The organism is Pseudoduganella sp. RAF19 (assembly GCF_052114165.1).
Taxonomy (GTDB): domain Bacteria; phylum Pseudomonadota; class Gammaproteobacteria; order Burkholderiales; family Burkholderiaceae_D; genus Rugamonas.
This window is the reverse complement of sequence record NZ_JBFREF010000005.1, coordinates 99,205-119,802: the sequence shown is the minus strand read 5'-3', so window position 1 is coordinate 119,802 and position 20,598 is coordinate 99,205. Positions and strand designations below refer to the sequence as shown.

At 60.3% G+C, this 20,598-nt stretch carries 27 protein-coding genes; 12 read left to right on the top strand and 15 right to left on the bottom strand.

Annotated elements, in window-relative coordinates:
* The first annotated feature begins 6 nt into the window (after positions 1-6).
* From AB4Z19_RS13820 to AB4Z19_RS13805, 4 genes are all read left to right on the top strand, one after another.
* On the top strand, positions 7-1,125 hold the full coding sequence (locus tag AB4Z19_RS13820) for an ABC transporter permease (protein WP_442035449.1): 1,119 nt from the start codon (positions 7-9) through the stop codon (positions 1,123-1,125).
* A gap of 13 nt (positions 1,126-1,138) precedes the next feature.
* A complete protein-coding gene (locus AB4Z19_RS13815; protein WP_442035448.1) occupies positions 1,139-2,752 on the top strand; it encodes a TolC family protein in 1,614 nt (537 codons plus the stop codon).
* Between the two features lie 87 nt (positions 2,753-2,839).
* Positions 2,840-4,177, top strand: a complete 1,338-nt coding sequence (locus AB4Z19_RS13810; RefSeq protein WP_442035447.1) for a hemolysin family protein — start codon at positions 2,840-2,842, stop codon at positions 4,175-4,177.
* Between the two features lie 41 nt (positions 4,178-4,218).
* Positions 4,219-5,016, top strand: coding sequence for a substrate-binding periplasmic protein (locus AB4Z19_RS13805; RefSeq protein WP_442035446.1), 798 nt, complete (start codon positions 4,219-4,221; stop codon positions 5,014-5,016).
* 108 nt (positions 5,017-5,124) lie between these two features.
* Here the strand turns inward: AB4Z19_RS13805 and AB4Z19_RS13800 are convergent, their stop codons facing one another.
* From AB4Z19_RS13800 to AB4Z19_RS13790, 3 genes are read right to left on the bottom strand one after another with little or no spacing between them, the layout of a single operon-like run.
* On the bottom strand, positions 5,125-6,177 hold the full coding sequence (locus AB4Z19_RS13800) for an AI-2E family transporter (protein WP_442029435.1): 1,053 nt from the start codon (positions 6,175-6,177) through the stop codon (positions 5,125-5,127).
* A gap of 43 nt (positions 6,178-6,220) precedes the next feature.
* Positions 6,221-6,778, bottom strand: coding sequence for a DUF308 domain-containing protein (locus AB4Z19_RS13795; protein ID WP_442029437.1), 558 nt, complete (start codon positions 6,776-6,778; stop codon positions 6,221-6,223).
* Between the two features lie 42 nt (positions 6,779-6,820).
* Positions 6,821-7,396 (bottom strand): TetR/AcrR family transcriptional regulator, encoded by a 576-nt coding sequence (locus tag AB4Z19_RS13790; protein ID WP_442035445.1) that lies wholly within the window; start codon positions 7,394-7,396, stop codon positions 6,821-6,823.
* Positions 7,397-7,594: 198 nt separating this feature from the next.
* Between AB4Z19_RS13790 and AB4Z19_RS13785 the strand changes: the two genes are divergently transcribed.
* Genes AB4Z19_RS13785 through AB4Z19_RS13770 form a run of 4 tightly spaced genes read left to right on the top strand, consistent with a single transcriptional unit; the run spans position 7,595 to position 9,147 of the window.
* Positions 7,595-7,909, top strand: a complete 315-nt coding sequence (locus AB4Z19_RS13785; RefSeq protein WP_442035444.1) for a hypothetical protein — start codon at positions 7,595-7,597, stop codon at positions 7,907-7,909.
* Positions 7,906-8,274, top strand: a complete 369-nt coding sequence (locus AB4Z19_RS13780; protein WP_442023396.1) for a DUF5329 family protein — start codon at positions 7,906-7,908, stop codon at positions 8,272-8,274. Before AB4Z19_RS13785 ends, AB4Z19_RS13780 begins: the two co-directional genes overlap by 4 nt.
* The gene (locus tag AB4Z19_RS13775; RefSeq protein ID WP_442023398.1) at positions 8,271-8,684 is read left to right on the top strand and encodes a hypothetical protein; all 414 of its coding nucleotides are present in this window, start codon (positions 8,271-8,273) and stop codon (positions 8,682-8,684) included. The genes AB4Z19_RS13780 and AB4Z19_RS13775 overlap by 4 nt, the downstream gene beginning before the upstream one ends.
* Before the next feature lie 4 nt (positions 8,685-8,688).
* Positions 8,689-9,147 (top strand): hypothetical protein, encoded by a 459-nt coding sequence (locus AB4Z19_RS13770; RefSeq protein WP_442023400.1) that lies wholly within the window; start codon positions 8,689-8,691, stop codon positions 9,145-9,147.
* On the opposite strand, the gene AB4Z19_RS13765 is transcribed toward AB4Z19_RS13770, so the two are convergent.
* The 5 genes from AB4Z19_RS13765 to AB4Z19_RS13745 are packed head-to-tail and all read right to left on the bottom strand — an operon-like array spanning position 9,148 to position 13,068.
* A complete protein-coding gene (locus AB4Z19_RS13765; RefSeq protein ID WP_442023402.1) occupies positions 9,148-9,723 on the bottom strand; it encodes an SCO family protein in 576 nt (191 codons plus the stop codon).
* A 5-nt stretch (positions 9,724-9,728) separates the two neighbouring features.
* Positions 9,729-10,622 (bottom strand): heme o synthase, encoded by an 894-nt coding sequence (cyoE, locus tag AB4Z19_RS13760; RefSeq protein WP_442023404.1) that lies wholly within the window; start codon positions 10,620-10,622, stop codon positions 9,729-9,731.
* Entirely contained in the window at positions 10,623-11,744 is a 1,122-nt protein-coding gene (locus AB4Z19_RS13755; RefSeq protein ID WP_442035443.1) for a COX15/CtaA family protein, read from the bottom strand.
* A gap of 3 nt (positions 11,745-11,747) precedes the next feature.
* A complete protein-coding gene (locus AB4Z19_RS13750) occupies positions 11,748-12,302 on the bottom strand; it encodes an SCO family protein (protein WP_442023431.1) in 555 nt (184 codons plus the stop codon).
* Positions 12,303-12,336: 34 nt separating this feature from the next.
* Positions 12,337-13,068 carry an SURF1 family protein gene (locus AB4Z19_RS13745; RefSeq protein ID WP_442023408.1) on the bottom strand — a complete coding sequence of 244 codons (732 nt, stop codon included), beginning with the start codon at positions 13,066-13,068 and terminating at the stop codon, positions 12,337-12,339.
* Positions 13,069-13,104: 36 nt separating this feature from the next.
* Here AB4Z19_RS13745 and AB4Z19_RS13740 point away from each other — a divergent pair, with 36 nt between their 5' ends.
* Complete coding sequence (locus AB4Z19_RS13740) at positions 13,105-13,317, top strand: twin transmembrane helix small protein (RefSeq protein WP_442023409.1); 213 nt, start codon at positions 13,105-13,107, stop codon at positions 13,315-13,317.
* Between the two features lie 81 nt (positions 13,318-13,398).
* Here AB4Z19_RS13740 and AB4Z19_RS13735 read toward each other — a convergent pair whose 3' ends face one another.
* The 6 genes from AB4Z19_RS13735 to coxB are packed head-to-tail and all read right to left on the bottom strand — an operon-like array spanning position 13,399 to position 18,048.
* Positions 13,399-14,259, bottom strand: coding sequence for a cytochrome c oxidase subunit 3 (locus AB4Z19_RS13735; RefSeq protein WP_442023411.1), 861 nt, complete (start codon positions 14,257-14,259; stop codon positions 13,399-13,401).
* 38 nt (positions 14,260-14,297) lie between these two features.
* The gene (locus AB4Z19_RS13730; RefSeq protein ID WP_442023413.1) at positions 14,298-14,483 is read right to left on the bottom strand and encodes a DUF2970 domain-containing protein; all 186 of its coding nucleotides are present in this window, start codon (positions 14,481-14,483) and stop codon (positions 14,298-14,300) included.
* 9 nt (positions 14,484-14,492) lie between these two features.
* The gene (locus AB4Z19_RS13725; protein WP_442023415.1) at positions 14,493-15,044 is read right to left on the bottom strand and encodes a cytochrome c oxidase assembly protein; all 552 of its coding nucleotides are present in this window, start codon (positions 15,042-15,044) and stop codon (positions 14,493-14,495) included.
* Between the two features lies 1 nt (position 15,045).
* Complete coding sequence (locus tag AB4Z19_RS13720) at positions 15,046-15,159, bottom strand: cytochrome oxidase small assembly protein (RefSeq protein ID WP_442023417.1); 114 nt, start codon at positions 15,157-15,159, stop codon at positions 15,046-15,048.
* Positions 15,160-15,206: 47 nt separating this feature from the next.
* Positions 15,207-16,811: a cytochrome c oxidase subunit I gene (gene ctaD, locus AB4Z19_RS13715; protein WP_442035442.1), complete on the bottom strand. Its 1,605-nt coding sequence runs from the start codon at positions 16,809-16,811 to the stop codon at positions 15,207-15,209.
* A 13-nt stretch (positions 16,812-16,824) separates the two neighbouring features.
* On the bottom strand, positions 16,825-18,048 hold the full coding sequence (gene coxB, locus AB4Z19_RS13710) for a cytochrome c oxidase subunit II (protein ID WP_442023420.1): 1,224 nt from the start codon (positions 18,046-18,048) through the stop codon (positions 16,825-16,827).
* Positions 18,049-18,197: 149 nt separating this feature from the next.
* Here coxB and AB4Z19_RS13705 point away from each other — a divergent pair, with 149 nt between their 5' ends.
* Positions 18,198-18,371 (top strand): hypothetical protein, encoded by a 174-nt coding sequence (locus AB4Z19_RS13705; protein ID WP_442035441.1) that lies wholly within the window; start codon positions 18,198-18,200, stop codon positions 18,369-18,371.
* Positions 18,372-18,375: 4 nt separating this feature from the next.
* Here the strand turns inward: AB4Z19_RS13705 and AB4Z19_RS13700 are convergent, their stop codons facing one another.
* Entirely contained in the window at positions 18,376-19,299 is a 924-nt protein-coding gene (locus AB4Z19_RS13700) for a methyltransferase domain-containing protein (RefSeq protein ID WP_442023422.1), read from the bottom strand.
* A 59-nt stretch (positions 19,300-19,358) separates the two neighbouring features.
* On the opposite strand from AB4Z19_RS13700, the gene AB4Z19_RS13695 reads away from it, so the two are divergent.
* Both AB4Z19_RS13695 and trmL read left to right on the top strand, forming a co-directional pair.
* The gene (locus AB4Z19_RS13695; RefSeq protein ID WP_442023424.1) at positions 19,359-20,066 is read left to right on the top strand and encodes a ComF family protein; all 708 of its coding nucleotides are present in this window, start codon (positions 19,359-19,361) and stop codon (positions 20,064-20,066) included.
* 15 nt (positions 20,067-20,081) lie between these two features.
* Positions 20,082-20,552, top strand: a complete 471-nt coding sequence (gene trmL, locus AB4Z19_RS13690; RefSeq protein ID WP_442023426.1) for a tRNA (uridine(34)/cytosine(34)/5-carboxymethylaminomethyluridine(34)-2'-O)-methyltransferase TrmL — start codon at positions 20,082-20,084, stop codon at positions 20,550-20,552.
* Positions 20,553-20,598 lie beyond the last annotated feature (46 nt).

Sequence of the window (20,598 nt, the reverse complement as noted above, 5' to 3'; positions counted from 1 at the left end):
TGCGCCATGCTCACATTCATTCGACGTATCGTAAATTTGTGCCGCAAGGAGTTTCTGGCTGTGCTCAAGGACCCGAAGAGCAAGGCCATTCTCATCGTCCCAGCGATCATGCAAAGCCTGATCTTCGGCTACGGCGCCACCTATGACCTGACCAACGTGCCCTACGCCGTGCAGGACATGAGTCACAGCGCGGAATCCGTGCGCCTGCTGGCGAAACTGGAGGCCAGCGGCGTGTTTCATCGCACGGCCAATGTGGAGACGCAGGAACAACTGCGCGATGTGATCAATTCACAGACAGCCCTACTGGTCGTCGAGATCCCGGCCGATTTCGAGCGCCGCCTGTACGCAGGCGACCAGTCGCCCATCGGTCTGGTGCTCGATGGACGCAATTCGAACACTGCAGGTTCCGCGGCCGGCTTTGTCGGCGCCGTGGTCGAGGGCTTCAACAGTGAATGGCGCACCGCACATGGCGGTAGTGAGCCTCCGCTGCGAATTGAGTCGCGGGCCTGGTTCAATCCGAATATCGAAACGCGCTGGAATCTCATGCCGGGACTGATCGCGGCCCTCAGCATGCTGCAAACCCTGCTACTGACGGCGCTCTCTGTGGCACGCGAACGCGAGCAAGGCACTTTCGATCAGTTGCTCGTCACGCCGTTGACGCCGATCGACATCATGATCGGCAAGGCGATCCCACCGGTGCTGATCGGCCTCACGCAATCTACCCTGATCCTGATGGTGGCACGCTTCTGGTTCCAGATTCCGATGGCCGGTTCGATTTTCACGATTTACGCGGGGCTGTTGATGTTCACCGTCGCCAGCGTCGGCATTGGACTGTCGATTTCGGCGATGGCTGCCAATATGCAGCAGGCCATGCTCTACACCTTCGTGCTGGTGATGCCGATGATGCTGCTCTCGGGCCTGACGACACCGGTACGCAATATGCCGGAGATTCTGCAGATTCTGACCATGGCCAATCCGCTGCGCTTCGCCATCGACCTGGTGCAACGCGTCTATCTGGAAGGCGTGGGCTTGCTCACGGTCTGGCACAACCTTATTCCTTTGCTGATCATTGCCGCCATCACACTGCCGCTGGCGACCTGGCTGTTCCGCAATCGTCTTGTTTGATTGGATTTGCATCATGAAGAAACTCGTCATTTGTCTCGCGCTGGCTGGCTGCGCTGCTGTGGGGCCTGATTATCACAAGCCTGCCGACAGCGCGCCTGCGACGCTGTCGGATTGGCATGGCGGCTCGCCGGTGCTGCTTGACCCTGTCCTGCGCAACGACGGCAAGCAGGCTTTCGCTCACTTCGACGATCCAGTGCTGCGCGGGCTGCAGGCGCGCGCGCTGGAGGCCAATTTCGATGTCCGCACAGCAGCCCTGCACTTTGCTCAAAGCCGCCTGCAGCGCAATATCAGCGCCAGCGAGCAAGGACCGCAAGTTGGCGCGAAGGCTGCGGCGTCACGCCAGCGCCAGAGCGAGAACGGCACCTCCACGCGCCTGATCGACGTGGTTGCGCCAGCAGGCAATCGTGATGCGCTGGTGGGTGTGCTGAGCGATCCTTTCAACGTCTACTCCGCAGGTTTTGACGCCAGCTGGGAATTGGATCTTTGGGGCCGCGTGCGCCGCAGTGTGGAAGCGGCCGATGCACAGATGTCGGGCGCCAGTGCGATGCTCCGGGACGTGCAAGTGGCGGTGGCGGTCGAAGTGGCACGCAACTACTACGAAGTGCGCGCGGCCCAGCGCCAGCAAGCCTTGCTGCGCGCCGACATCGACGCGGCCAGCGAGCTGCTGGAACTGGCGCAAATCCGCTTCAAGCGAGGGCTCGGCACGGACCTGGACGTCGCGCGCCAGCAAAGCCTGCTGGCCGACCAGCGGGGACGTCTGCCTGGGCTGCTCGAACAGGAAGCGCAAGCCAGCAATCTCCTGACGCTGCTGACCGGCGCGACGCCCGGTGCGCTTCAGAACGAACTCTCTGCGCCGTCTGCCAGCGCTGACCTGGCAGGCTCCGGCGTCCTCTCGGCGTCGGACGCCCGTGCAGCAGCCAGCGCCCTGACGACCGCAGGCGGCGCGCGCGGTGTGGGCGGTGTGGGCGGTGTGGGCGGCGCAGGCGGTGCGACCGGCGCGGGCGGCGCGTCGGCACTGGACGCGCCGTTCGGCCACACGCCGGATATGGCGCTGGGCATCGTCTCCGACGTGGTCGCGCGGCGTCCTGACATTCAGTCCGCCGAAGCGCGGCTGCATGCGGCGACGGCGCGGATCGGCGTCGCCAAGGCCGACCTTTACCCGCGCATCACGCTGGGCGCACAATTCGGCCTGGAATCGCTCACGGGCGGCAAATTCGGCGACTGGGGCAGCCGCCAGTGGTCGATCGGCCCAAGTCTGAGTCTCCCGCTGTTCGACAACGGGCGCCGCCGCGCCACTGTCGAACTGCGCGAGCTGGAACAGCAGGAAGCCGCAGTGGCCTACCAGAAGACCGTGCTGCAAGCGTGGCACGAAGTGGACGACGCCCTCTCCAGCTACACCGCCGAACACCTGCACCTGCAGCAGCTGCAAGAGCGCGAAGAAAACGCCCGCACCACGCTGCAACTGTCGACTACACGCTACAAACAAGGCCTGAGCGACGCCCTGCCGGTACTGGACGCGCAACGCTCCCTGTTGGCCGCCCAGCGTGAGCGCATCCAGAGTGAAGCCGCGCTGACGCAGAAAATGCTGGCCATCTGCAAAGCCGTCGGGCTGACGCCGCAGTCCTGACTTGCGGGGAGGAAAAGCGCAAAAAACGGCGTCAACGGACCGGGTCGGATATCATGTTGTTTTTAACTACCCGCCTTCGTGCGTTATATGCAGAACCTTTTGCTTGTCCTGCTCGCGCTTTTCCTCGTTGCCCTCAATGGTTTTTACGTGGCGGCCGAATTCGGCATCGTCACCCTGCGCCGCACGCGCGTGCGCGCCATCGCCAAGACGCACGGCCTGCGCGGCCGCATCCTGGCCAAGGTGCATAGTGAGCTGGATGCATACCTCTCCGCCTGCCAGCTGGGCATCACCCTCGCCTCGCTGGGCCTGGGCTGGATCGGCGAACCCGCTTTCGCCAGCCTGCTGGAACCGCTGCTGCATCTGGTCGGCATCACGTCGCCGGAGCTGGTGCATGGCATCTCCTTTGTCTTCGCTTTCGTCACCATCTCCTTCCTGCACATCGTCGTCGGCGAGCTGGCGCCGAAATCGCTGGCGATCCGTATTCCTGAAGTCATCGCCTTGTGGACCGCTGTTCCGCTGTATGCCTTCTACTGGGTGATGTATCCCGCCATCTGGGTGCTGAACGAAAGCGCTAACCTGGTGCTGCGCGTGGTGGGTCTGAGCAACGCCGGCGGCCATGATTCGCACTATTCGACCGACGAACTGAAACTGATCCTGCGCACCAGCCAGCCCGGCGAGGCCTTCAACAAGGACGAACGCAATGTGCTGGCCAACTCGCTGGACTTCTCCCAGTTGCGCGTGTCCGACCTGATGCGGCCGATTAATGAGGTGATCGCACTGTACGCCACGCAGTCCGTGGAAGAGAATCTTCAGACCGTGGTGCGCAACCGCTTCAGCCGCTATCCCTATTTCGACGAAACCGGCAACAACGTGCTGGGCGTCGTGCACCTGAAGGACCTGTTCTTTGCCCAGCAATCGGGTAAACCAATCAAATCGTTTACGCCTTTCCTGCGTCCGGTGGACACCTACTCCACCCGCACCCTGGCGCTGGAACTGTTCCGCCGCTTCAAGGATGGCGCGCCGCACTTCGCGCTGATCGGCGAAAAGGGCAAACGTCCGGTAGGCTTCCTCACGCTGGACAATCTGCTGGGCGCCATGGTCGGCGAGATTCACGACGAATTCCGCCTGAACGAAAACGACTGGCTGACACAGGAAGACGGCGCCCTGATCGGCAAAGCCAGCCTGCCCATCTTCTCGCTGGAACGTGCGCTGGGCATCGACATCGAAAACGAAGAGCTGGGCCTGGAGGAAGTGGAATCCGTGGGCGGTCTGGTGATGCTGAAGCTGGGCGACATCCCGAAACAGGGCCAGCGCGTGGAGTTCAAGCACTTCGACGTAGTGGCCAAGAAAATGAACGGACCCCGTATCCTGCTGGTGAAAGTGATACCACGCCTGCCCGCACCAGCTGCTGACGAGCAGGATTGAATCTGCTAAAGTGAAAGCACGCACTTCTTGGGGAGAAGGATGTGCTGTTACGACGCTTGCTGTGTGCCTGCCTTGCCCTTTGCGCCGCCCTGCCAGCCATGGCGGCCGAACCTTGCGGCCCTTACCGGGTTGGCCTGTATGAATTCGGCGCCCTGTACTACCGCGATGCCCACGGTGACTGGGCCGGAATCGACAAAGACATCATCGAAGAACTGCGCAAGCGCACCGGATGCCTGCTGCACACCAGCACCGAATCGCGCGTCCGCATCTGGAGCCTGCTAAGCCAGGGCAAGCTGGATATCTCCACTTCCGGCATTTCCACCCCGGAGCGCGATGCGTACGCGCGCTTTATCCCCTATCTCGCCACGCGCAATTTCGTCCTGCTGCGTGCCGAGTCGGCTGACATGGCGGCCTCTATGGATGCCTTCCTGTCCCATCCCGAACTGAAGGTAGGCGTGATCCGCACCTTCCGCCATGGCGCGCAATACGACGGCTGGCTGGACAAGTTGCGCAGCCAGGACCGCGTGTACGAAACGGCCGACTACCCTACCTTGCTGCGCCTGTTCGCCATCGGCCGTGTGCAGGCCATCCTGAATATCAACACGAACTGGAGGCCAATGCTGGCCGACTCCTCGCTGGCGGGCCACTTCCAGATCGCCGATTGGGCGCCGCGCGAGACAGTGGTTGGCTCCCTGGTACTGTCGCGCAGCCGCATCCCGCCTGAAGTAGCCCAGCGTTTCGAAAAGGCTTTGCACGAGATGCGCGAAGACGGCACTCTGCGCGCCATCTACGGCAAGCACGCCGACCCGCGCGTGGCAGACAGCATGATGCTGCACTAACCGGGCAATATCGTCCGCAACCCATTGCGACAAGGATCACCGGCGGAGAATACGCAGAAGGACTTGAGCGCTGCGTCGCCGGAAATTGCTGGTCAGGACACTGACCGATTAATCCTTCGGCGCGACAGGATCGATATTGGTCCAGTTGCGCAGCAGGCCAAGCGCCACCGCCAGCAAAGTCGGGCCGATGAAGAGGCCGACGAAACCAAACGCGATCACGCCACCCAATACGCCCAGCAGCACCAGCAGGAAAGGCAGGCTTGAGCCGCGGCTGATCAGCATCGGCTTGACCACGTTATCCACGCCGCTGATGACGAGCGTGCCGTAGATCAGCATGAAGATGCCCCAGCCGGTGGAACCCTGCGCGAACAGCCAGATCGCAGCGCCGCCCCAGATCAGCGGCGGACCAACGGGAATCAGAGAGAACAGGAAGGTCGCTACTGCGAGCAGCGCTACTGCAGGCACACCGGCAATCAGGAAGCCGACCGCCGCCACGGCAGCTTGCGCCAGCGCGGTGCCGAGCAAGCCGTACATCACGCCGCTGACTGTGCGGCTCACCGTTTCCGCCACCTGTTTCGAATGCTCGCCCATGATCTTGTCCAGCGCCACATGCAGCGCAGCGACCAGGGTGGCGCCATCGCGGTACAGAAAGAACGCGACAAACGCGGCCAGGCTGACCTGGGCCAGGCCACTGCCCAGCACAATGCCGCTGCCAAGCAGGAAGTGGCGCGCCGGTTCCATGTAGCGCTTGGCCACAGCAACCAGCTCCTCTTTGCTGCTCAGGATATTGCGCACGTAAGCGTCCACCTGTTCACCGACCATCGGGATCTGCTTCAGCCAGGCCGGCGGTTCGATCGTGCCCGCGTCGAGTGCGTCCTTGATGCCGTGATAAAACTCGGCGGCGTTGTCCGCGATATTCCAGGTGACCAGCGCCAATGGCAGCAGGATCACCAGCACCAGAGAGGTTGTCATCACCGCCGCCGCCAGCGTCCTGCGCTGCTTCATGCGGCCCAACAGCTTCTGGTACAAGGGCCAGCTTGAAATGGCAATCGCTGCGGCGAACAGGATCGCCGCGAGAAATGGCTTGAGCACCAGCAGACAGCCAATCGTCAAAAAGACAATCGCTGCCAGCCGCGAATATGGTTGAAATCTTTTTTCCATAAACGCAAGCTTATCAGGAAAGCAGCGAACACCCCTCGTCCGCTCACACCTGTTTGCTGCGCATCGCCTTAAAGCTCAGGGACAGCGCCGATACCAGGAAATAGAAGGCGCCAAATCCAGCATAACCCGCAACGGTAATGATCGATGGTTCTTCAGGCTTGCCGGCCTGAATGATAAACACGGCCCCTGCGAGCGCCGATTGCGCGCCGCTCAGCACCATTGCCCATTGCGCGCCGAAAGACTTCCAGCGGCGGAGAGCCGTGCCAAGTTGCAGAAGTCCCGACAAAATGGCCCAGGCGCCGAATACGGCCAGCACCTGATGCATCTCGGGCAGCACAAAGCCAACCGCAGCCGCAACGACCAGACTGGCGAGAACGTTGAGTGCCTGAGTGCGATTGCTGGCGAGGCCGCCACTATGCGAACCGTCGGCCAGGTTGGCCATGGAATCCCAGGCGGGGTAGCAGATCAGCAACGCCGCCGCGAGCGCGGCCGAGTGCCGTCCCACGCTGAACGCCGCAGCGACCCACGCTATGGAAAACGCTGCCCGGACAAAGTAATACTTCTTCAGCCACTGTTCCTGTGCAATATGCGGATTATTCATTTACTTACCTACTAGTTGGTAGATTAAAAGGATAAAAAAACACTATTTCTTCGCAAAAATACGATCCAGCTGCGGCGCCATGATCAGGCCGAAGACGCCAGGGTCACCATAGGCACGGGCGGACAGCATTGCACCATGCACCGTTGCCATGAAGGCTTCGGCTTCAATGCGCGGCTCCTGCGTCAGCATCACGAGGCCCTGCTGCAGTCCTCGCTCCAGCACGGACGTCAGCCAACCCGATAGCAAGCGGAAATACCCCCGCACTTCCAGCGCCACCTCGTCCGGCAGGATGGGCAATTCGCTGGCCAGCAGCGCGCAAACACAGAACGGCATACTGCCGTCGGCAATACAGCTCGTCCAGAACTGGATGTATGCGCGCAGTTGTTCCTGCGGACCAGGGTTGGTCTGCTCAAGATGCGTCAGACCGTGCGCAGTCTCCTCGCGGTAGCGCCCGATCAGCGTCTTCACCAGGTCGACCTTGCTCGGAAAATGATGGTGAATACTCGCTTTGCGAATGCCCACTACCTCGGCGATATCGGCATAGCTGAAGCCGTTGTAGCCACCCGTTGCGATCAAGGAACGGGCGCAAGCCAGAATATCGTCGAAAGTTTTGTTCATAGGTGCATCCTACCTTCTAGTAGGTTTGCAGTCAAGCGCTACGGCGCGCGCAGGGTGACACTGCGCAGGCTGGGCGTCGCCTAATCCTCTCCCCTCGCGCGGTCTGCTGACCATTAATTACCTCAGTAGTTTTTATACTGGCTTTTCTGTCACCCATGATAATATTTTCAAATAATAAACATTCCTTCCGGGAGAGATATGGATGCACAGACAAAGGTATTTCGCACGCATCGCGCACTGGCCTGGTTTTACGCACTCATAGGCATAGGTATGACTGCAGTCATTGGCCTTGCAACGGGTGCATACGTGGAGTTGCTGCCCATGCTGCTCGCCCTCCTCGCGCTATTCGCGCTGCACTTTTTCACAGCGCGCGCATGCAAACAAGGGAAGAACGGCGGCCGCCAGGCATCCATAGTCATTTCGTGCCTTATGCTGCTTGGCTTCCCGATTGGCACGCTGATCGGAATCTACCTTCTGTCGAACACATGGCACTCCTGGGAAGCGGCCGCATGAAGCGTTTATTGTTATCCCTCGTTGCGGCCTGCCTGTACAATCTCGCCGCTGCGGCGCCGACACCAGCGCCAGTGCGCGCGGAAATCGACGCGCTATTGGCCAAGCTCCAGGCATCCGGCTGCCAGTTCAACCGCAACGGTTCCTGGTATAACGGCACCGACGCCAGGAATCACCTGCTCCGCAAACTCGAATACATCGAGGGCAAAAGCACCATCCAAAACACCGAGCAGTTCATCGCGATGGCGGCGTCTAAAAGCAGCTCGTCGGGCAAGCCATATCAAGTCAAATGCGGCAACGAGCCAGCCGTCGACAGCCAGGCCTGGCTCACCCGCACGCTCACCAGCATTCGCACAGCAAAACCATGAGCAAGCAAATAAAAATAGGTAACGTCGTTTTTGAGGTTCCAGAAGAAAGCTCATCTTCCATCACGTCCACCGGCCAAGAGAAGCCGGTCCAGAATGTTAAGCCTGATACGCCGGAACCACTGGAAGAAAAGCCTTATATCTACAGGCCGAATGATCCCTTCCAGGCTTCGGTCGACGAAGCACGAGCGATTGCCAGCATTAGCACGTCACATAAGCCCTGGGTTCGGAAAACGTGGTTTGTGTTATTTGTCATTGGTCCACTGGTGTATGTAGAACTGATTGCATTAGCGGCCAATCGGGATCTTGAAGGCTGGGAATGGGTCAAGTCTCTGGCTTTTGCCAACGCGATTTTTCTGCCGGCGTGGTTGATCTACTTCTCTATTTCGAAGCGCCGCGTAAAAAAGGCATAGCGATATGATTGTGCCAAAGTATTCTTTGCCGGAGTTTGAGCGCAGGTGGCTGGTACCGGATGCGTCCCTGCTCGATTTGTCCGCGTGCCGCGTACGCCGGATCGAGGACAAATATCTCGACGGTGGCAGATTGCGGCTGCGCGCGGTCAGTGAAGATGGCGTCGGGATAGTTTATAAGCTCGGGAAGAAATACGAATCCAAACAAGTGGTGAGCGTTTATTTAAGCCGCGAGGAGTATGGGAGCCTGCTCGTACTACCCGGCGCAGTCGCGCGCAAGATGCGCTACTCGGTGGCTGGCGGTGCGCTCGATGTATATGAGCACCCCCTTGGAGGGTTGCTAGTTTTCGAGATTGAATTTGAGAGCGCCGAGGCATCAGCGGCTTATGTGCCGCCGTCTTTTGTAGGTGAAGAGATCACGGCCAACGCGAAGTACAGCGGCTTCGCGTTGGCACAGCAGGAGTGATCAGGACAGCAGCAGCTTCAGGTCATGGACGATCGGAGCCGGGCCTTGTCCGTGGCGCAGGAACAGGCGGGGCTTGCCTTCTTTGTCGAAGACGTAGCTGCCGGCGGTGTGGTCGATGGTGTAGCTGTCCGGGGTCTTGCCAGGCACTTTCTGGTAGAAGACCTTGAAGTCCTTGGCCGTCTTCGCGATTTCTTCAGGCGTGCCGTACAGGCCAACGAAGCGCTTGTCGAATTGCGGCACGTATTGCGCCAGCAGTTCCTTGGAGTCTCGCTCAGGGTCCAGCGTGGCGAACAGCACTTGCACCTGGTCGGCTTGCGGACCGAGGTCCTTCATCACGTTCGACATTTCGGCCATGGTGGTCGGGCACACGTCCGGGCATTGGGTGAAGCCGAAGAACAGCACCACGACTTTGCCTTTGTACGAATCCAGCGTCACCGGCTTGCCGGTGTGGTCGTGCAGCGCGAAGCTTTTGGCGTAGTCGATGCCGGTGATATCGGTGTTTTCAAACTTCAGCCGTTTTTCGCCGCAGCCCACCAGGGCCGCGAGCATCAGCAATGCCGCGAACAGTTTTTTCATAGCGCTCAGAACTTGAAGTAGTGATCAACCAGCAGTGCTGCGAACAGCAGGGACAGGTAAATGATGGACCAGGTAAATGCCTTGCGTGCCACGATGTCCGTGTAGTGGCGGTAGATCTGCCAGCCGTAGTAAAGGAAGACGGCATTCAGCACCACCGCGCTGCCCAGATAAATCAGGCCGCTCATCTTCACGGCAAATGGCAGCAGCGTGGTCGCGGCCAGCGCGATGGAATACAGCCAGATATTGAACGCGGTGAAGCCCAGGCCATGGGTCACAGGCAGCATGGGCAGACCGGACTTGGCGTAGTCGTCGCGGCGGTACATGGCAAGTGCCCAGAAGTGCGGCGGAGTCCAGACGAAGATGATCAGCACCAGCAGCCATGCCTGCATCGGCACGTCGTTCGCAACCGCCGCCCAGCCCAGCGCAGGCGGCATCGCGCCCGACAGGCCACCAATCACAATGTTCTGCGGCGTTGCGGGCTTCAGCACCATCGTATAAATCAATGCATAGCCGACAAATGTCACAAAGGTCAGCCACATGGTCAGCGGATTCACCAGCTGGTGCAGGATGTACATGCCGAGGCCGCCGATCACGGCAGCGAAGACAACGGTCTGCTTGACGGTGATTTCACCCAGCGCCATCGGACGGCGCGCGGTACGCGCCATGCGCGCGTCGATCTCGCGCTCGGCCAGGCAGTTCACGGCAAACGCCGCCCCCGCCAAAAGCCAGATGCCGATCGTAGCCGCGACGACAACACGCCAGTCCGGCATGCCGTCCGTGGCGAGGAACATGCCGATCACGGCGCAGAACACGGCCAGCTGCGTCACGCGCGGCTTGGTCAGCGCCATGTACTGGGCGAAGCGGCTGTTCGATTTCAAGGTGGCGGTACGAGTCGTCATTTAGTAGGTACGTGCGGGCGCTGCGAGAAACTTAGCCCGATAGTTTAACATGGTCAGCAAAAGGACCAGGCCAGCTGCTCCGGCGTTATGGATGACCGCAATCGCCAGAGGGAAGTTCAGGTAAATGGTCGCGATGCCGGTGGCAGCTTGCAAAACCAGCAAGCCGAGAATCCAGCTCGACACCTTGCGCAAGCCCGTCACGCGCCAGGCGCGCAAGGCCGTGTAGCCAAGCACCAGCACCACCACAAAGGCAAAATTGCGATGCACCCAATGGATGGCCGTCAGCGCGGAGAACGGCAAATAGTGGCCGGCGGCTGTCTTGCCCAGTTCGCGCCACAAATGGAAACCTTGTGCAAAATCCATCTCCGGCACCAGCTTGCCCGCGCACAGCGGGAATTCGGTACAGGCCAGGGTCGCGTAATTCGTGCTGACCCAGGCGCCAAGCGCCAGTTGCAACACCAGCACCACAGCCGAAACGATGGCCATGCAACGGACATGCGGCAGTACATTGATCGGCGCACCGGACTGGCGCAACGGCGCAATCGCCTGGTCTTCACGCCCACCGAACCAGGTCAGCATGGCCAGCAGGCCCATGCCCAGCAGCAGGTGGGTCGACACGATGACTGGCTGCAGTTTCAGCGTCACGGTCCAGGCGCCAAACGCGCCCTGCAGGCAGACGAAGAAGAACAACAAGGTAGGAAAGCCCGGAGGGACGGTGCGGCGGAACGGGTTGCGCTTGCGCCACTGCCACCACGATACGCCCGCCATCGCCACAATCAGAATACCGATCGTCATGGCCAGATAGCGGTGGATCATTTCAATCCACGCCTTGAACACGGTCACGGGACCAGTCGGCATCAGGGCTTCCGCAGCGCTGATCTGCTCATGCGCCAGGAAAGGATTGGCAAGGCCATAGCAGCCCGGCCAGTCCGGACAGCCCAGGCCCGAATCGGTCAGGCGCGTGAAGGCGCCAAACACGATCAGGTCGAAGCACAGGAATACGCCCACCCACACCAGCTTGCGGTATTTGCTGACGTCCTTCGAGATCCACACCATGGACAGGGGCAGCACCGCAACCAGCAGCGCGGTGACAATCATCTGGGCCAGGGAAGTTTGATGCATAACTTATCCGATCGCCGAAGCCTTGAGCAGCTTGGCGAGATCCTTCTTTACTTTGGTTGGGTCGGCGTTCTTCGGGAAACGCATCATCAGGTTACCCAGCGGGTCGATCAGGTAAATGTGGTCATCGGCGCGCTCGCCCTGCTCCACCGGCAGCCATCTGGCTACGTCGGCGGCGGGCGCGCGCAGCATATGGGTGCCATCGTTCACGCGCATCAGCATGGTTTCCAGCGGCTGTTCATCGGTGATCAGCCACACGCGCTCAATGCGCTCCATCTCCTTGCCCTGCATGGTACGCAGCTGGCGCATCATGAACAGCATGTCCTGGCATTCCTGCTGGCAGTCGGAGCCGCCGACCTTCAGCATGATCCATTTACCCTTGTAGTCTTCCAGTTTTTTGGGCTCGCCGGACAGCAGCTTGCTCGGCATCGCCGGAATCGGATGCTGGCGCGGGTCGATCAAATCACCGTAATTGGTGCTGCCGCCTTTCGGCTTGATCACGTAATAGGTGAAGTAAGAAGCGACGATCGGCGCGGCGCACACTGCCAGCACCGCAAACATTTTCAAGCGCCCGGAGCGCTGCTGGGGTTCGTTCTTATTGCTGTCCACTTTTCTTGAATCCGGTGAAAACGAAGAAGAGGAAGGCCATCACAGCCAGTGCGTACCACTGGAAGGCATAGCCACGGTGTTTTTCGATGCCGAGCGAAGGAGCCGGCCAGTCGCGCACCAGCTGTGCGCCCTGCCCTGCGGCGCCGGCGTCGGCCGACGTTTGTTCCAGCATGACCGGCTGGAATGCCAGGCCCGTGGCAGCGGCCACGCCGGCCGCATCGGCATTCTGCACGATGGCACGGGGCGCAAGCTTCACGCTGCCCAGCTCCATGACATGGCCTGCGTTCTGGTGCGCCACGCCTTCGATGGTGACGGTGCCGGACGGCGTGCTCACTTCCGGCAGTTTGTTGCGGTCGGCCGCATCACGCGGCAGCCAGCCACGCACCACCAGCACATGCATATTGCTGCCGGCGAGCTTGAGGGGCATCAGCAGGTAGAAGCCGGCGCGGCCCTGATACGGACGATTGTCCAGATAGAGCGGCCAGTTGGGCAGCCATTCGCCGGTAACACGCACGCGGCGGAATTCGATCTCTTCGGCGCGCACTGGCTCCGCGCTCAGCTCCACGGCTTCGGCGGCAACGCCGGCGGACAGCCTGGCCGCCAGCGCTTCCTTCTGCTCGGCGCGGCCGGTCTGCCAGCGCGCGGCGGAGATGCCGATTGCCACCAGCACCAGCATTGCCAGAAAGGGAATGAGCTTAAAGCGGAAAGCGATACGCATTACAATGGGAGCCCTGACTAATCCTGCAAAACTGACATGAAAATCTTCGTTGCCGTTGCGTTTATCCTGATCATCGGCAGCCTCGCCAGCGCGGTGGTTTTCCTCTTGCGAGGTAAAGGCGGCGACCCGCGCATGGTGCGTGCGCTCGCGATGCGCGTCGGCTTCTCGATCCTGCTGTTCGTGATCATCCTTGTGCTGTACAAGCTAGGGTACATCCACCCCACAGGTATACGCGCCTACGGCGGATAAAAGCAAAAAGCCGCAGCACCCGCTGCGGCTTTTTTTATCGGGCATTGCACGGCTGGTTCCGCCGCGCATTATACCCGCGTATTACATCCAGTACACGACCACGTACAGGCCGAGCCAGACCACGTCAACGAAGTGCCAGTACCAGGCGGCGCCTTCAAACGCGAAGTGGTGTTCAGGGGTGAAGTGGCCCTTCATCACACGATACAGCACCACCGACAGCATGATCGCGCCCATGGTCACGTGGAAGCCGTGGAAGCCGGTCAGCATGAAGAAGGTCGAACCGTAGATACCGGAGGACAGCTTCAGGTTCAGCTCATGGTAAGCGTGGATGTACTCGAACGCCTGGAAGCCCATGAACACTGCGCCCAGCAGGATGGTGGCAGCCAGCCAGAAGGCGGTCTTGCCACGCTTGCCAGCTTGCAGGGCGTGGTGGGAGATGGTCAGGGTCAGGCCGGAGGTCAGCAGCAGCGCGGTGTTGATGGTCGGGATCGGGAACGGACCCATGGTGTTGAAGGATTCAACCACGCCGGCCGGACCGATATTGCCCCAGATGCCGTTGAAGTCAGGCCAGATCAGTTTGTGATCCAGGTCCGACAGCCAAGGCATGGTGATGGTGCGTGCGTAGAACAGCGCGCCGAAGAAGGCGCCGAAGAACATCACTTCGGAGAAGATGAACCAGCCCATCGACCAGCGGTAGGAGATGTCGATGCGCTTGCTGTACATGCCGCCTTCGGATTCGGCGATCGCATCGCCAAACCAGAAATACAGCACGACCAGGGTCATGGCGATGCCGATCAGGTTGCAGGCCATACCCCACGACGCGTCGTTCACCCATGCGGATGCGCCGATCATGGTAATCAGCAGGGAGATACCTGCCAACATTGGCCACTTGGACGGGCCAGGCACGAAGTAGTACGGTGCCGCGGCGTTATTCGAACTCATTTTCATCTCCTAGAAACGGTATCCGTGAACTGCAAAAATTACTTCAATACGACGAACTTGATGACCGAAATCAGCAAGCCAATAAATATGGCAACGCCCAGCAGGGCTGCGATGATGACGTGGACCGGGTTCAGCTTCTCGGTATCCTTGTCAAAATCGCCTTTGCGGCGCAGGCCGAAAAACGACCAGATCACTGCTTTCATCGAATACAAAAACGAAGCCATCTGCCTTCCTTAATTGGACGCGGTCTTGTTATCCAGACCTGCCGCCTCGATAAAGGTGTACGACAGAGTGACGGTCTTCACGCTCTTCGGCACGGCCGGATCGATGAAGAACACCACGGGCATCTGCCGCGCCTCGTTCGGCTTGAGGATCTGCTCCTTGAAGCAGAAGCACTCAATCTTCTTGAAGTGCGGCGTTACTTCCTGCGGCGTGTAGCTTGGGATGGCCTGGGCCTTCACCGTACGCGGCACGCTGTTCACTACTTCATACACCACCGTCGTCAATTCGCCGGGATGCACGGTCACGCTGTTGACGGTGGGGCGGAAACGCAAAGTGCCCTGCACATTGCTGACCAAATCCACCGTGATGCTGCGGCTCTTGTCGACCTGGCTGTTGACTGCCGCTGCTTCCGGCTTGCCATCGATCAGGTTCAGGCCCAGCACCTCGCACAGGTGCTTGTACACCGGGATCAGCGCGTAGCCGAACCCGAACATCATTACCGCTACGACCAGGAGCTTGCCAAGCAGCTTGTTCTTCGCGCCCTGGACTTCCTTATCGCTCATTTCAGTGCCTCAGTATCCATTGTTTGCCGATGACGGAAACAAAGAACACCACGGCGATGGACAACAGGATCAGGGCCAGGCGCAGGTTGCTGTTCGGCTTCTTCGGGTCAGACATGGTGCTTCCTTTACAAGGGCGGACGCTGGCGCGCCCGCCCCAGGGTATTACTTAACGGTTGGCGGTACTTCGAAGGTGTGGAACGGCGCCGGCGACGGCACGGTCCACTCCAGGCCTTCAGCGCCATCCCAAGGCTTGTCCGCAGCAGCTTTGCCACCACGGATGGTTGGCAGCACCACGAAGAACAGGAAGAACACCTGCGACAGACCGAAACCGAAGGCGCCGATGGAGGCGATCGCGTTGAAGTCTGCGAACTGCGCCGGGTAGTCGGCGTAGCGGCGTGGCATACCGGCCAGGCCCAGGAAGTGCATCGGGAAGAAGGTCACGTTGAAAGTGATCAGGGACAGCCAGAAGTGCAGCTTGCCCATGGTTTCGTTGTACATGTGGCCAGTCCACTTCGGCGACCAGTAGTAGAAGCCGGCGAACAGCGCAAACAGGGAACCTGCCACCAGCACGTAGTGGAAGTGCGCCACCACGTAGTAGGTATCCTGCAGCTGGATGTCGACCGGGGTCACTGCCAGGATCAGGCCGGTGAAGCCGCCCATGGTGAACACGAAGATGAAGCCCACAGCGAACAGCATCGGGGTTTCAAAGGTCATCGAGCCTTTCCACATGGTCGCGATCCAGTTGAAGACCTTCACGCCGGTCGGCACGGAGATCAGCATGGTTGCGTACATGAAGAACAGCTGCGAGGTCACCGGCATGCCGGTGGTGAACATGTGGTGCGCCCACACGATGAAGGACAGAATCGCGATGGAAGCGGTTGCGTACACCATCGAAGCGTAGCCGAACAGCGGCTTGCGGGCGAAGGCTGGAACGATCTGCGACACGATACCGAAGGCCGGCAGAATCATGATGTACACCTCCGGGTGACCGAAGAACCAGAAGATGTGCTGGTACATGACCGGGTCACCACCGCCGGCGGCGTTGAAGAAGGAGGTGCCGAAGTGACGGTCGGTCAGGGTCATAGTGATCGCGCCGGCCAGCACTGGCATCACGGCGATCAGCAGATAGGCGGTAATCAGCCAGGTCCAGCAGAACATCGGCATCTTCATCAGGGTCATGCCGGGAGCGCGCATGTTCAGGATGGTGACGATGATGTTGATGGAACCCATGATGGACGATGCGCCCATGATGTGCATGGCGAAGATACCCATGTCCATGCCGATGCCCATCTGGGTCGACAGCGGAGCGTACAGGGTCCAGCCGGCAGCGGTGGCGCCGCCAGGCACGAAGAACGACGCGGCCAGCAGGATTGCCGCAGGAGGCAGCAGCCAGMACGAGAAGTTGTTCATGCGGGCGAAGGCCATGTCGGATGCGCCGATCTGCAGCGGGATCATCCAGTTAGCGAAGCCCACGAAAGCCGGCATGATGGCGCCGAACACCATCACCAGACCGTGCATGGTGGTCAGCTGGTTGAAGAACTCAGGCTGGAAGAACTGCAGGCCAGGCTGGAACAACTCGGTACGGATCATCAGCGCCAGCACGCCGCCGGACAGCAGCATGATGAAGGAGAACCACATGTACAGGGTACCGATGTCCTTGTGGTTGGTCGCGAACAGCCAGCGGCGGAAGCCTTCCGGATGGTCGTGAGCGTGATCGTGATCGCCGTGTGCGTGATCGTGTGCGTGATCGATAGTAGTCGTGCTCATGTGAAGCTCCTAATTACTTGCGCGCAGCCACAACTTCGGCTGGTTGAACGATGTTTTCCGCTGCCTTGTTCGACCAGGAGTTGCGGGTGAAGGTAATAACAGCCGCGATGTCGGTATCGGACAGCTGCTTCCACGCCGGCATCTCGCCTGGGAACTTGCCGCTCTTCTTACCGTTCAGCAGAACATGGATCTGGTCAGCTTTAGGACCATTGACCACTGGGGAACCGTCCAGCGCAGCGAATGCGCCTGGCACGCCCTTGCCGGTTGCCTGGTGGCAGACCGCGCAGTTCGAGTTGTAGACCTTCTCGCCCTTGGTTTTCAGTTCGTCGATGGTCCAGGTCTTGTTCGGATCGTCCGCCAGTGCGGCCATTTCCTTCTTCTTGCCGTCCACCCAGGCGGTGTACTCTTCGGCGGTCACGACGTGCACCACGATCGGCATGAAGGCGTGCTCTTTACCGCACAGTTCCACGCAGGTGCCGCGGAAGGTGCCGGTGTGTTCGGCTTTGAACCAGGTGTCGCGTACGAAACCAGGGATCGCATCCTGCTTCACGCCGAAGGCCGGGATGGTCCAGGAGTGGATCACGTCGTTGGCGGTGGTCACGATGCGGACCTTCTTGTTTACCGGCACCACCAGTTCGTTATCGACTTCCAGCAGATAGGTATCGGTACGTGGCTTGGTCGGTGCCACGCCAGGCGCACCCACCGCGTCACGCGGGGTAGCGATGTTGGAGATGAAGGAGATGCCCTCGCCTTCGCCTTTCAGATAGTCATAGCCCCACTTCCACTGCATGCCCGTGGCCTTGATGGTCACGTCGGCGTTGGAGGTGTCTTTCATGGCGACCACGGTGCGGGTCGCCGGCAGGGCCATGCCGATCACGATCAGGAACGGAACGACGGTCCAGGCGATTTCGACGGCTGTGGATTCGTGGAAGGTGGCGGCTTTGTGGCCGACGGACTTGCGGTGCTTGATGATGGAGTAGAACATCACGCCGAAGACGGCAACGAAGATGACCAGGCAGATAATCATCATCAGCGTGTGCAGGCTGTAGATCTCAGCGGCGATGCGCGTTGCCGGAGCCTGCAGGTTCAGCTCATGCACCATCGGACCGCCGGTGCCGCCGGTCGCTGCTTGATACGTACCAGTCGCAGATGCTGCTGGTGCGGCCAGCGCCGGAATTCCGGCGGATACTGCGGCCAGCCCGAGCATCAACGATTGAAGTCGCTTCGCAAGTTTCATGTTTTCCCCAACCACCCAAAAATAAAAATAATTTCATCACTGCGCGGTTCGCTGAAGCCACCGCCGTGCGCTAAACAGCTAAAGGCTCCACGCCGGACCCAGGTAAAAACTTCTTACATGAGACCGAGCTGGAACCTTGACATCGCCAAATGCGACCCAACATCACCTTTGGCGCTGCGGATTCTTTACTTCTTGCTTTTTTGCCTACGATTCGTGTGAGCGAACAGCTGGCAAAATTAGTCAAGGATTATAAGCAGGATGCTTATCTTTCATCAAGGGAAAATGCCTTTGATGACCGAATTGTGACGCCATTTTCCCTATGACTGCCTAATTTTTAGGCTTTCGCGGCAGATCAAAACGAATAATCGCTTCCCCGTCTTTGGTCACCCGCGGCACCGGACGGAAGGCGTGTCCATAGATCACTTCAAAGGTCAAACCCAGCTTGCCGTCCGAACGGCGCTGCCGCTCGAACGCCTGCAGCAGGCGCAGGTATGCCGCCCGTCCCAGCAGCCCCTTGCGGCGCGAACCGAGCGGATTGCCGCCCAGGGCGCGCACGTCGGCCAGCAGCTTTTCCGGTGTGTCATAGGTGACCGTGATCTTCTCCATATCCATCACCGGCGTGGCAAAGCCCGCCTCCACCAGCTGGTCGCCGAAATCGTGCATATCCACGAATGGCAGGGTGTGGACGGCCAGGTCGACTTCCGCGAAGGCCGTGCGCACCTCCTGCATGGTGTCCGGCCCGAAGCAGGAAAACATCAGCAAGCCATTCACGCGCAGCACACGGCGCCACTCAGCGAACACGCGGTCCGGCTGCGGATGCCAATGCAATGCCAGGTTAGACCAGACCAGGTCCAGAGAGTTCTGCCCCAATGGCAGCTCGGCCAGGTCGCCGCAAATCAGATCGATGCCGGACTTGGCCGGCAGCAGCCTGGAAATCAACTGATTCAGGGCCGACTTGCCGCCCTGCCCCTGCGCCGCTTGCAGCATCGCTGGCGACGCATCCAGCCCCAGAATCTGGGCAGCGGCATAGAACTTTTGCAAGATAGGCAGATCGGCTCCCGTGCCGCAGCCCGCGTCCAGCACGCGCTGGGGATTCAGTTTGATCAGCTCCAGGCGCTCGTGCATGCGGCTGGCGATTTCACGCCGCAGAAAATCGGCGTGCGCGATGCGGGCGGGATCGTCAAACAGGGCGCGGACACGATCCAGATCAATAGGGGCGCTCAGCTTGGGCGGATTTGCTGGGACTTGCATATTTATTACGGGTGCGAGATGAGATAATGTGCCAGTTTACCTGCTCGTGGCAAAACGCGATGGCTGGCCAATTTCTGGCGACGATCCTGCCCTGTAATTGCGTGCTGTGCGGAGGGCGCGGCGGGGAGCTGCTGTGCACGGCATGCCGTTGTCAATTTTTCAGCATTGACGTGGCGCGCTGCCCGGTGTGTGCGAATCCGCTGCCGGCCGGGTGTCCGGCGGAGCTGCCGTGCGCGCGCTGCCTGTCCTGCGCGCCCGCTTACGACGCCACTGTGACTGCCTGCTCATACGAAATGCCGCTCGACCGGCTCGTGCTTCAGCTAAAATTCGGCGCCCGGCTGGCGCACGCGCGCTTGTTCGGGGAATTGCTGGCGTCCGCGGTATGCATTGCTTCGTACGGCTTGCCTGCTGTGCTCTGTCCCGTGCCGCTGGGTGAAGCGCGGCTGGCGGAGCGCGGATTCAATCAGGCGCTGGAAATCGCGCGTCCCTTGGGACGAACGCTGGGCGTCGCGGTAGCGCCGCGCTTACTGTGCCGGGTGCGCGAAACGCGGGCGCAAAGCGAGCTGGCACCGGGCGCGCGCCGTGCCAATATGCAGGGAGCGTTTGCCGTGCCGGACCGCGCGCTGGTCGAAGGCCGCCACATCGGCGTCGTCGACGATGTGATGAGCAGTGGCGAAACGCTGGAGGAGCTGGCGGCCACGCTGAAACGCTATGGCGCCGCGCGGGTCAGCAATTTTGTCTTCGCGCGGACACCGCCGCATCAATGAATTGGGAGAACTGAGTTGTTTCATGTCGTACTGGTCAATCCAGAAATACCGCCGAATACCGGCAATGTGATCCGCCTGTGTGCAAACACGGGCGCGCAGCTGCATCTGATCGAGCCGCTGGGCTTCGAACTGGATGACGCCAAGCTGAAACGCGCAGGGTTGGACTACCACGAATATGCGCGGATGCAGGTGCACAAGGACTGGGCCGCGTTTCTGGCTGCCGTGCAGCCCGCCGCCGATCGTCTGTTCGCGATGACCACACACGGCTCGCGTCCCTTTGCCGAACTGGCGTTTCAACCGGGCGACGTGTTCGTCTTCGGCAGCGAAACCCGCGGCCTGGCGCCCGAATTCCGCGAAACCTTCCCGGCGACGCAGCGCATCAGATTGCCCATGCAGCCCGGCAACCGCAGCCTGAACCTGTCCAATACTGTGGCCGTGGTCATCTACGAAGCCTGGCGCCAGCAAAACTACGCCGGCGGCGCCTAACACCCTGGGGTCAGATCCGACATTCGGACATTTTTTCGCGCGCTCC

Bases quoted from the DNA above. Each gene is read 5' to 3' on its own strand.
- AB4Z19_RS13730 (WP_442023413.1), bottom strand. From the start codon at position 14,483: ATGGCTTCGTTTTTGTATTCGATGAAAGCAGTGATCTGGTCGTTTTTC.
- cyoE (WP_442023404.1), bottom strand. From the start codon at position 10,622: ATGACGACTCGTACCGCCACCTTGAAATCGAACAGCCGCTTCGCCCAG.
- AB4Z19_RS13720 (WP_442023417.1), bottom strand. From the start codon at position 15,159: ATGTCTGACCCGAAGAAGCCGAACAGCAACCTGCGCCTGGCCCTGATC.
- AB4Z19_RS13790 (WP_442035445.1), bottom strand. From the start codon at position 7,396: ATGAACAAAACTTTCGACGATATTCTGGCTTGCGCCCGTTCCTTGATC.
- AB4Z19_RS13780 (WP_442023396.1), top strand. From the start codon at position 7,906: ATGAAGCGTTTATTGTTATCCCTCGTTGCGGCCTGCCTGTACAATCTC.
- AB4Z19_RS13800 (WP_442029435.1), bottom strand. From the start codon at position 6,177: ATGGAAAAAAGATTTCAACCATATTCGCGGCTGGCAGCGATTGTCTTT.
- AB4Z19_RS13815 (WP_442035448.1), top strand. From the start codon at position 1,139: ATGAAGAAACTCGTCATTTGTCTCGCGCTGGCTGGCTGCGCTGCTGTG.
- AB4Z19_RS13810 (WP_442035447.1), top strand. From the start codon at position 2,840: ATGCAGAACCTTTTGCTTGTCCTGCTCGCGCTTTTCCTCGTTGCCCTC.
- AB4Z19_RS13770 (WP_442023400.1), top strand. From the start codon at position 8,689: ATGATTGTGCCAAAGTATTCTTTGCCGGAGTTTGAGCGCAGGTGGCTG.
- AB4Z19_RS13820 (WP_442035449.1), top strand. From the start codon at position 7: ATGCTCACATTCATTCGACGTATCGTAAATTTGTGCCGCAAGGAGTTT.
- coxB (WP_442023420.1), bottom strand. From the start codon at position 18,048: ATGAAACTTGCGAAGCGACTTCAATCGTTGATGCTCGGGCTGGCCGCA.
- AB4Z19_RS13765 (WP_442023402.1), bottom strand. From the start codon at position 9,723: ATGAAAAAACTGTTCGCGGCATTGCTGATGCTCGCGGCCCTGGTGGGC.
- AB4Z19_RS13700 (WP_442023422.1), bottom strand. From the start codon at position 19,299: ATGCAAGTCCCAGCAAATCCGCCCAAGCTGAGCGCCCCTATTGATCTG.
- AB4Z19_RS13755 (WP_442035443.1), bottom strand. From the start codon at position 11,744: ATGCATCAAACTTCCCTGGCCCAGATGATTGTCACCGCGCTGCTGGTT.
- AB4Z19_RS13785 (WP_442035444.1), top strand. From the start codon at position 7,595: ATGGATGCACAGACAAAGGTATTTCGCACGCATCGCGCACTGGCCTGG.
- AB4Z19_RS13775 (WP_442023398.1), top strand. From the start codon at position 8,271: ATGAGCAAGCAAATAAAAATAGGTAACGTCGTTTTTGAGGTTCCAGAA.
- AB4Z19_RS13705 (WP_442035441.1), top strand. From the start codon at position 18,198: ATGCGACCCAACATCACCTTTGGCGCTGCGGATTCTTTACTTCTTGCT.
- AB4Z19_RS13745 (WP_442023408.1), bottom strand. From the start codon at position 13,068: ATGCGTATCGCTTTCCGCTTTAAGCTCATTCCCTTTCTGGCAATGCTG.
- AB4Z19_RS13735 (WP_442023411.1), bottom strand. From the start codon at position 14,259: ATGAGTTCGAATAACGCCGCGGCACCGTACTACTTCGTGCCTGGCCCG.
- AB4Z19_RS13725 (WP_442023415.1), bottom strand. From the start codon at position 15,044: ATGAGCGATAAGGAAGTCCAGGGCGCGAAGAACAAGCTGCTTGGCAAG.
- AB4Z19_RS13795 (WP_442029437.1), bottom strand. From the start codon at position 6,778: ATGAATAATCCGCATATTGCACAGGAACAGTGGCTGAAGAAGTATTAC.
- AB4Z19_RS13695 (WP_442023424.1), top strand. From the start codon at position 19,359: ATGGCTGGCCAATTTCTGGCGACGATCCTGCCCTGTAATTGCGTGCTG.
- AB4Z19_RS13740 (WP_442023409.1), top strand. From the start codon at position 13,105: ATGAAAATCTTCGTTGCCGTTGCGTTTATCCTGATCATCGGCAGCCTC.
- AB4Z19_RS13750 (WP_442023431.1), bottom strand. From the start codon at position 12,302: ATGTTTGCGGTGCTGGCAGTGTGCGCCGCGCCGATCGTCGCTTCTTAC.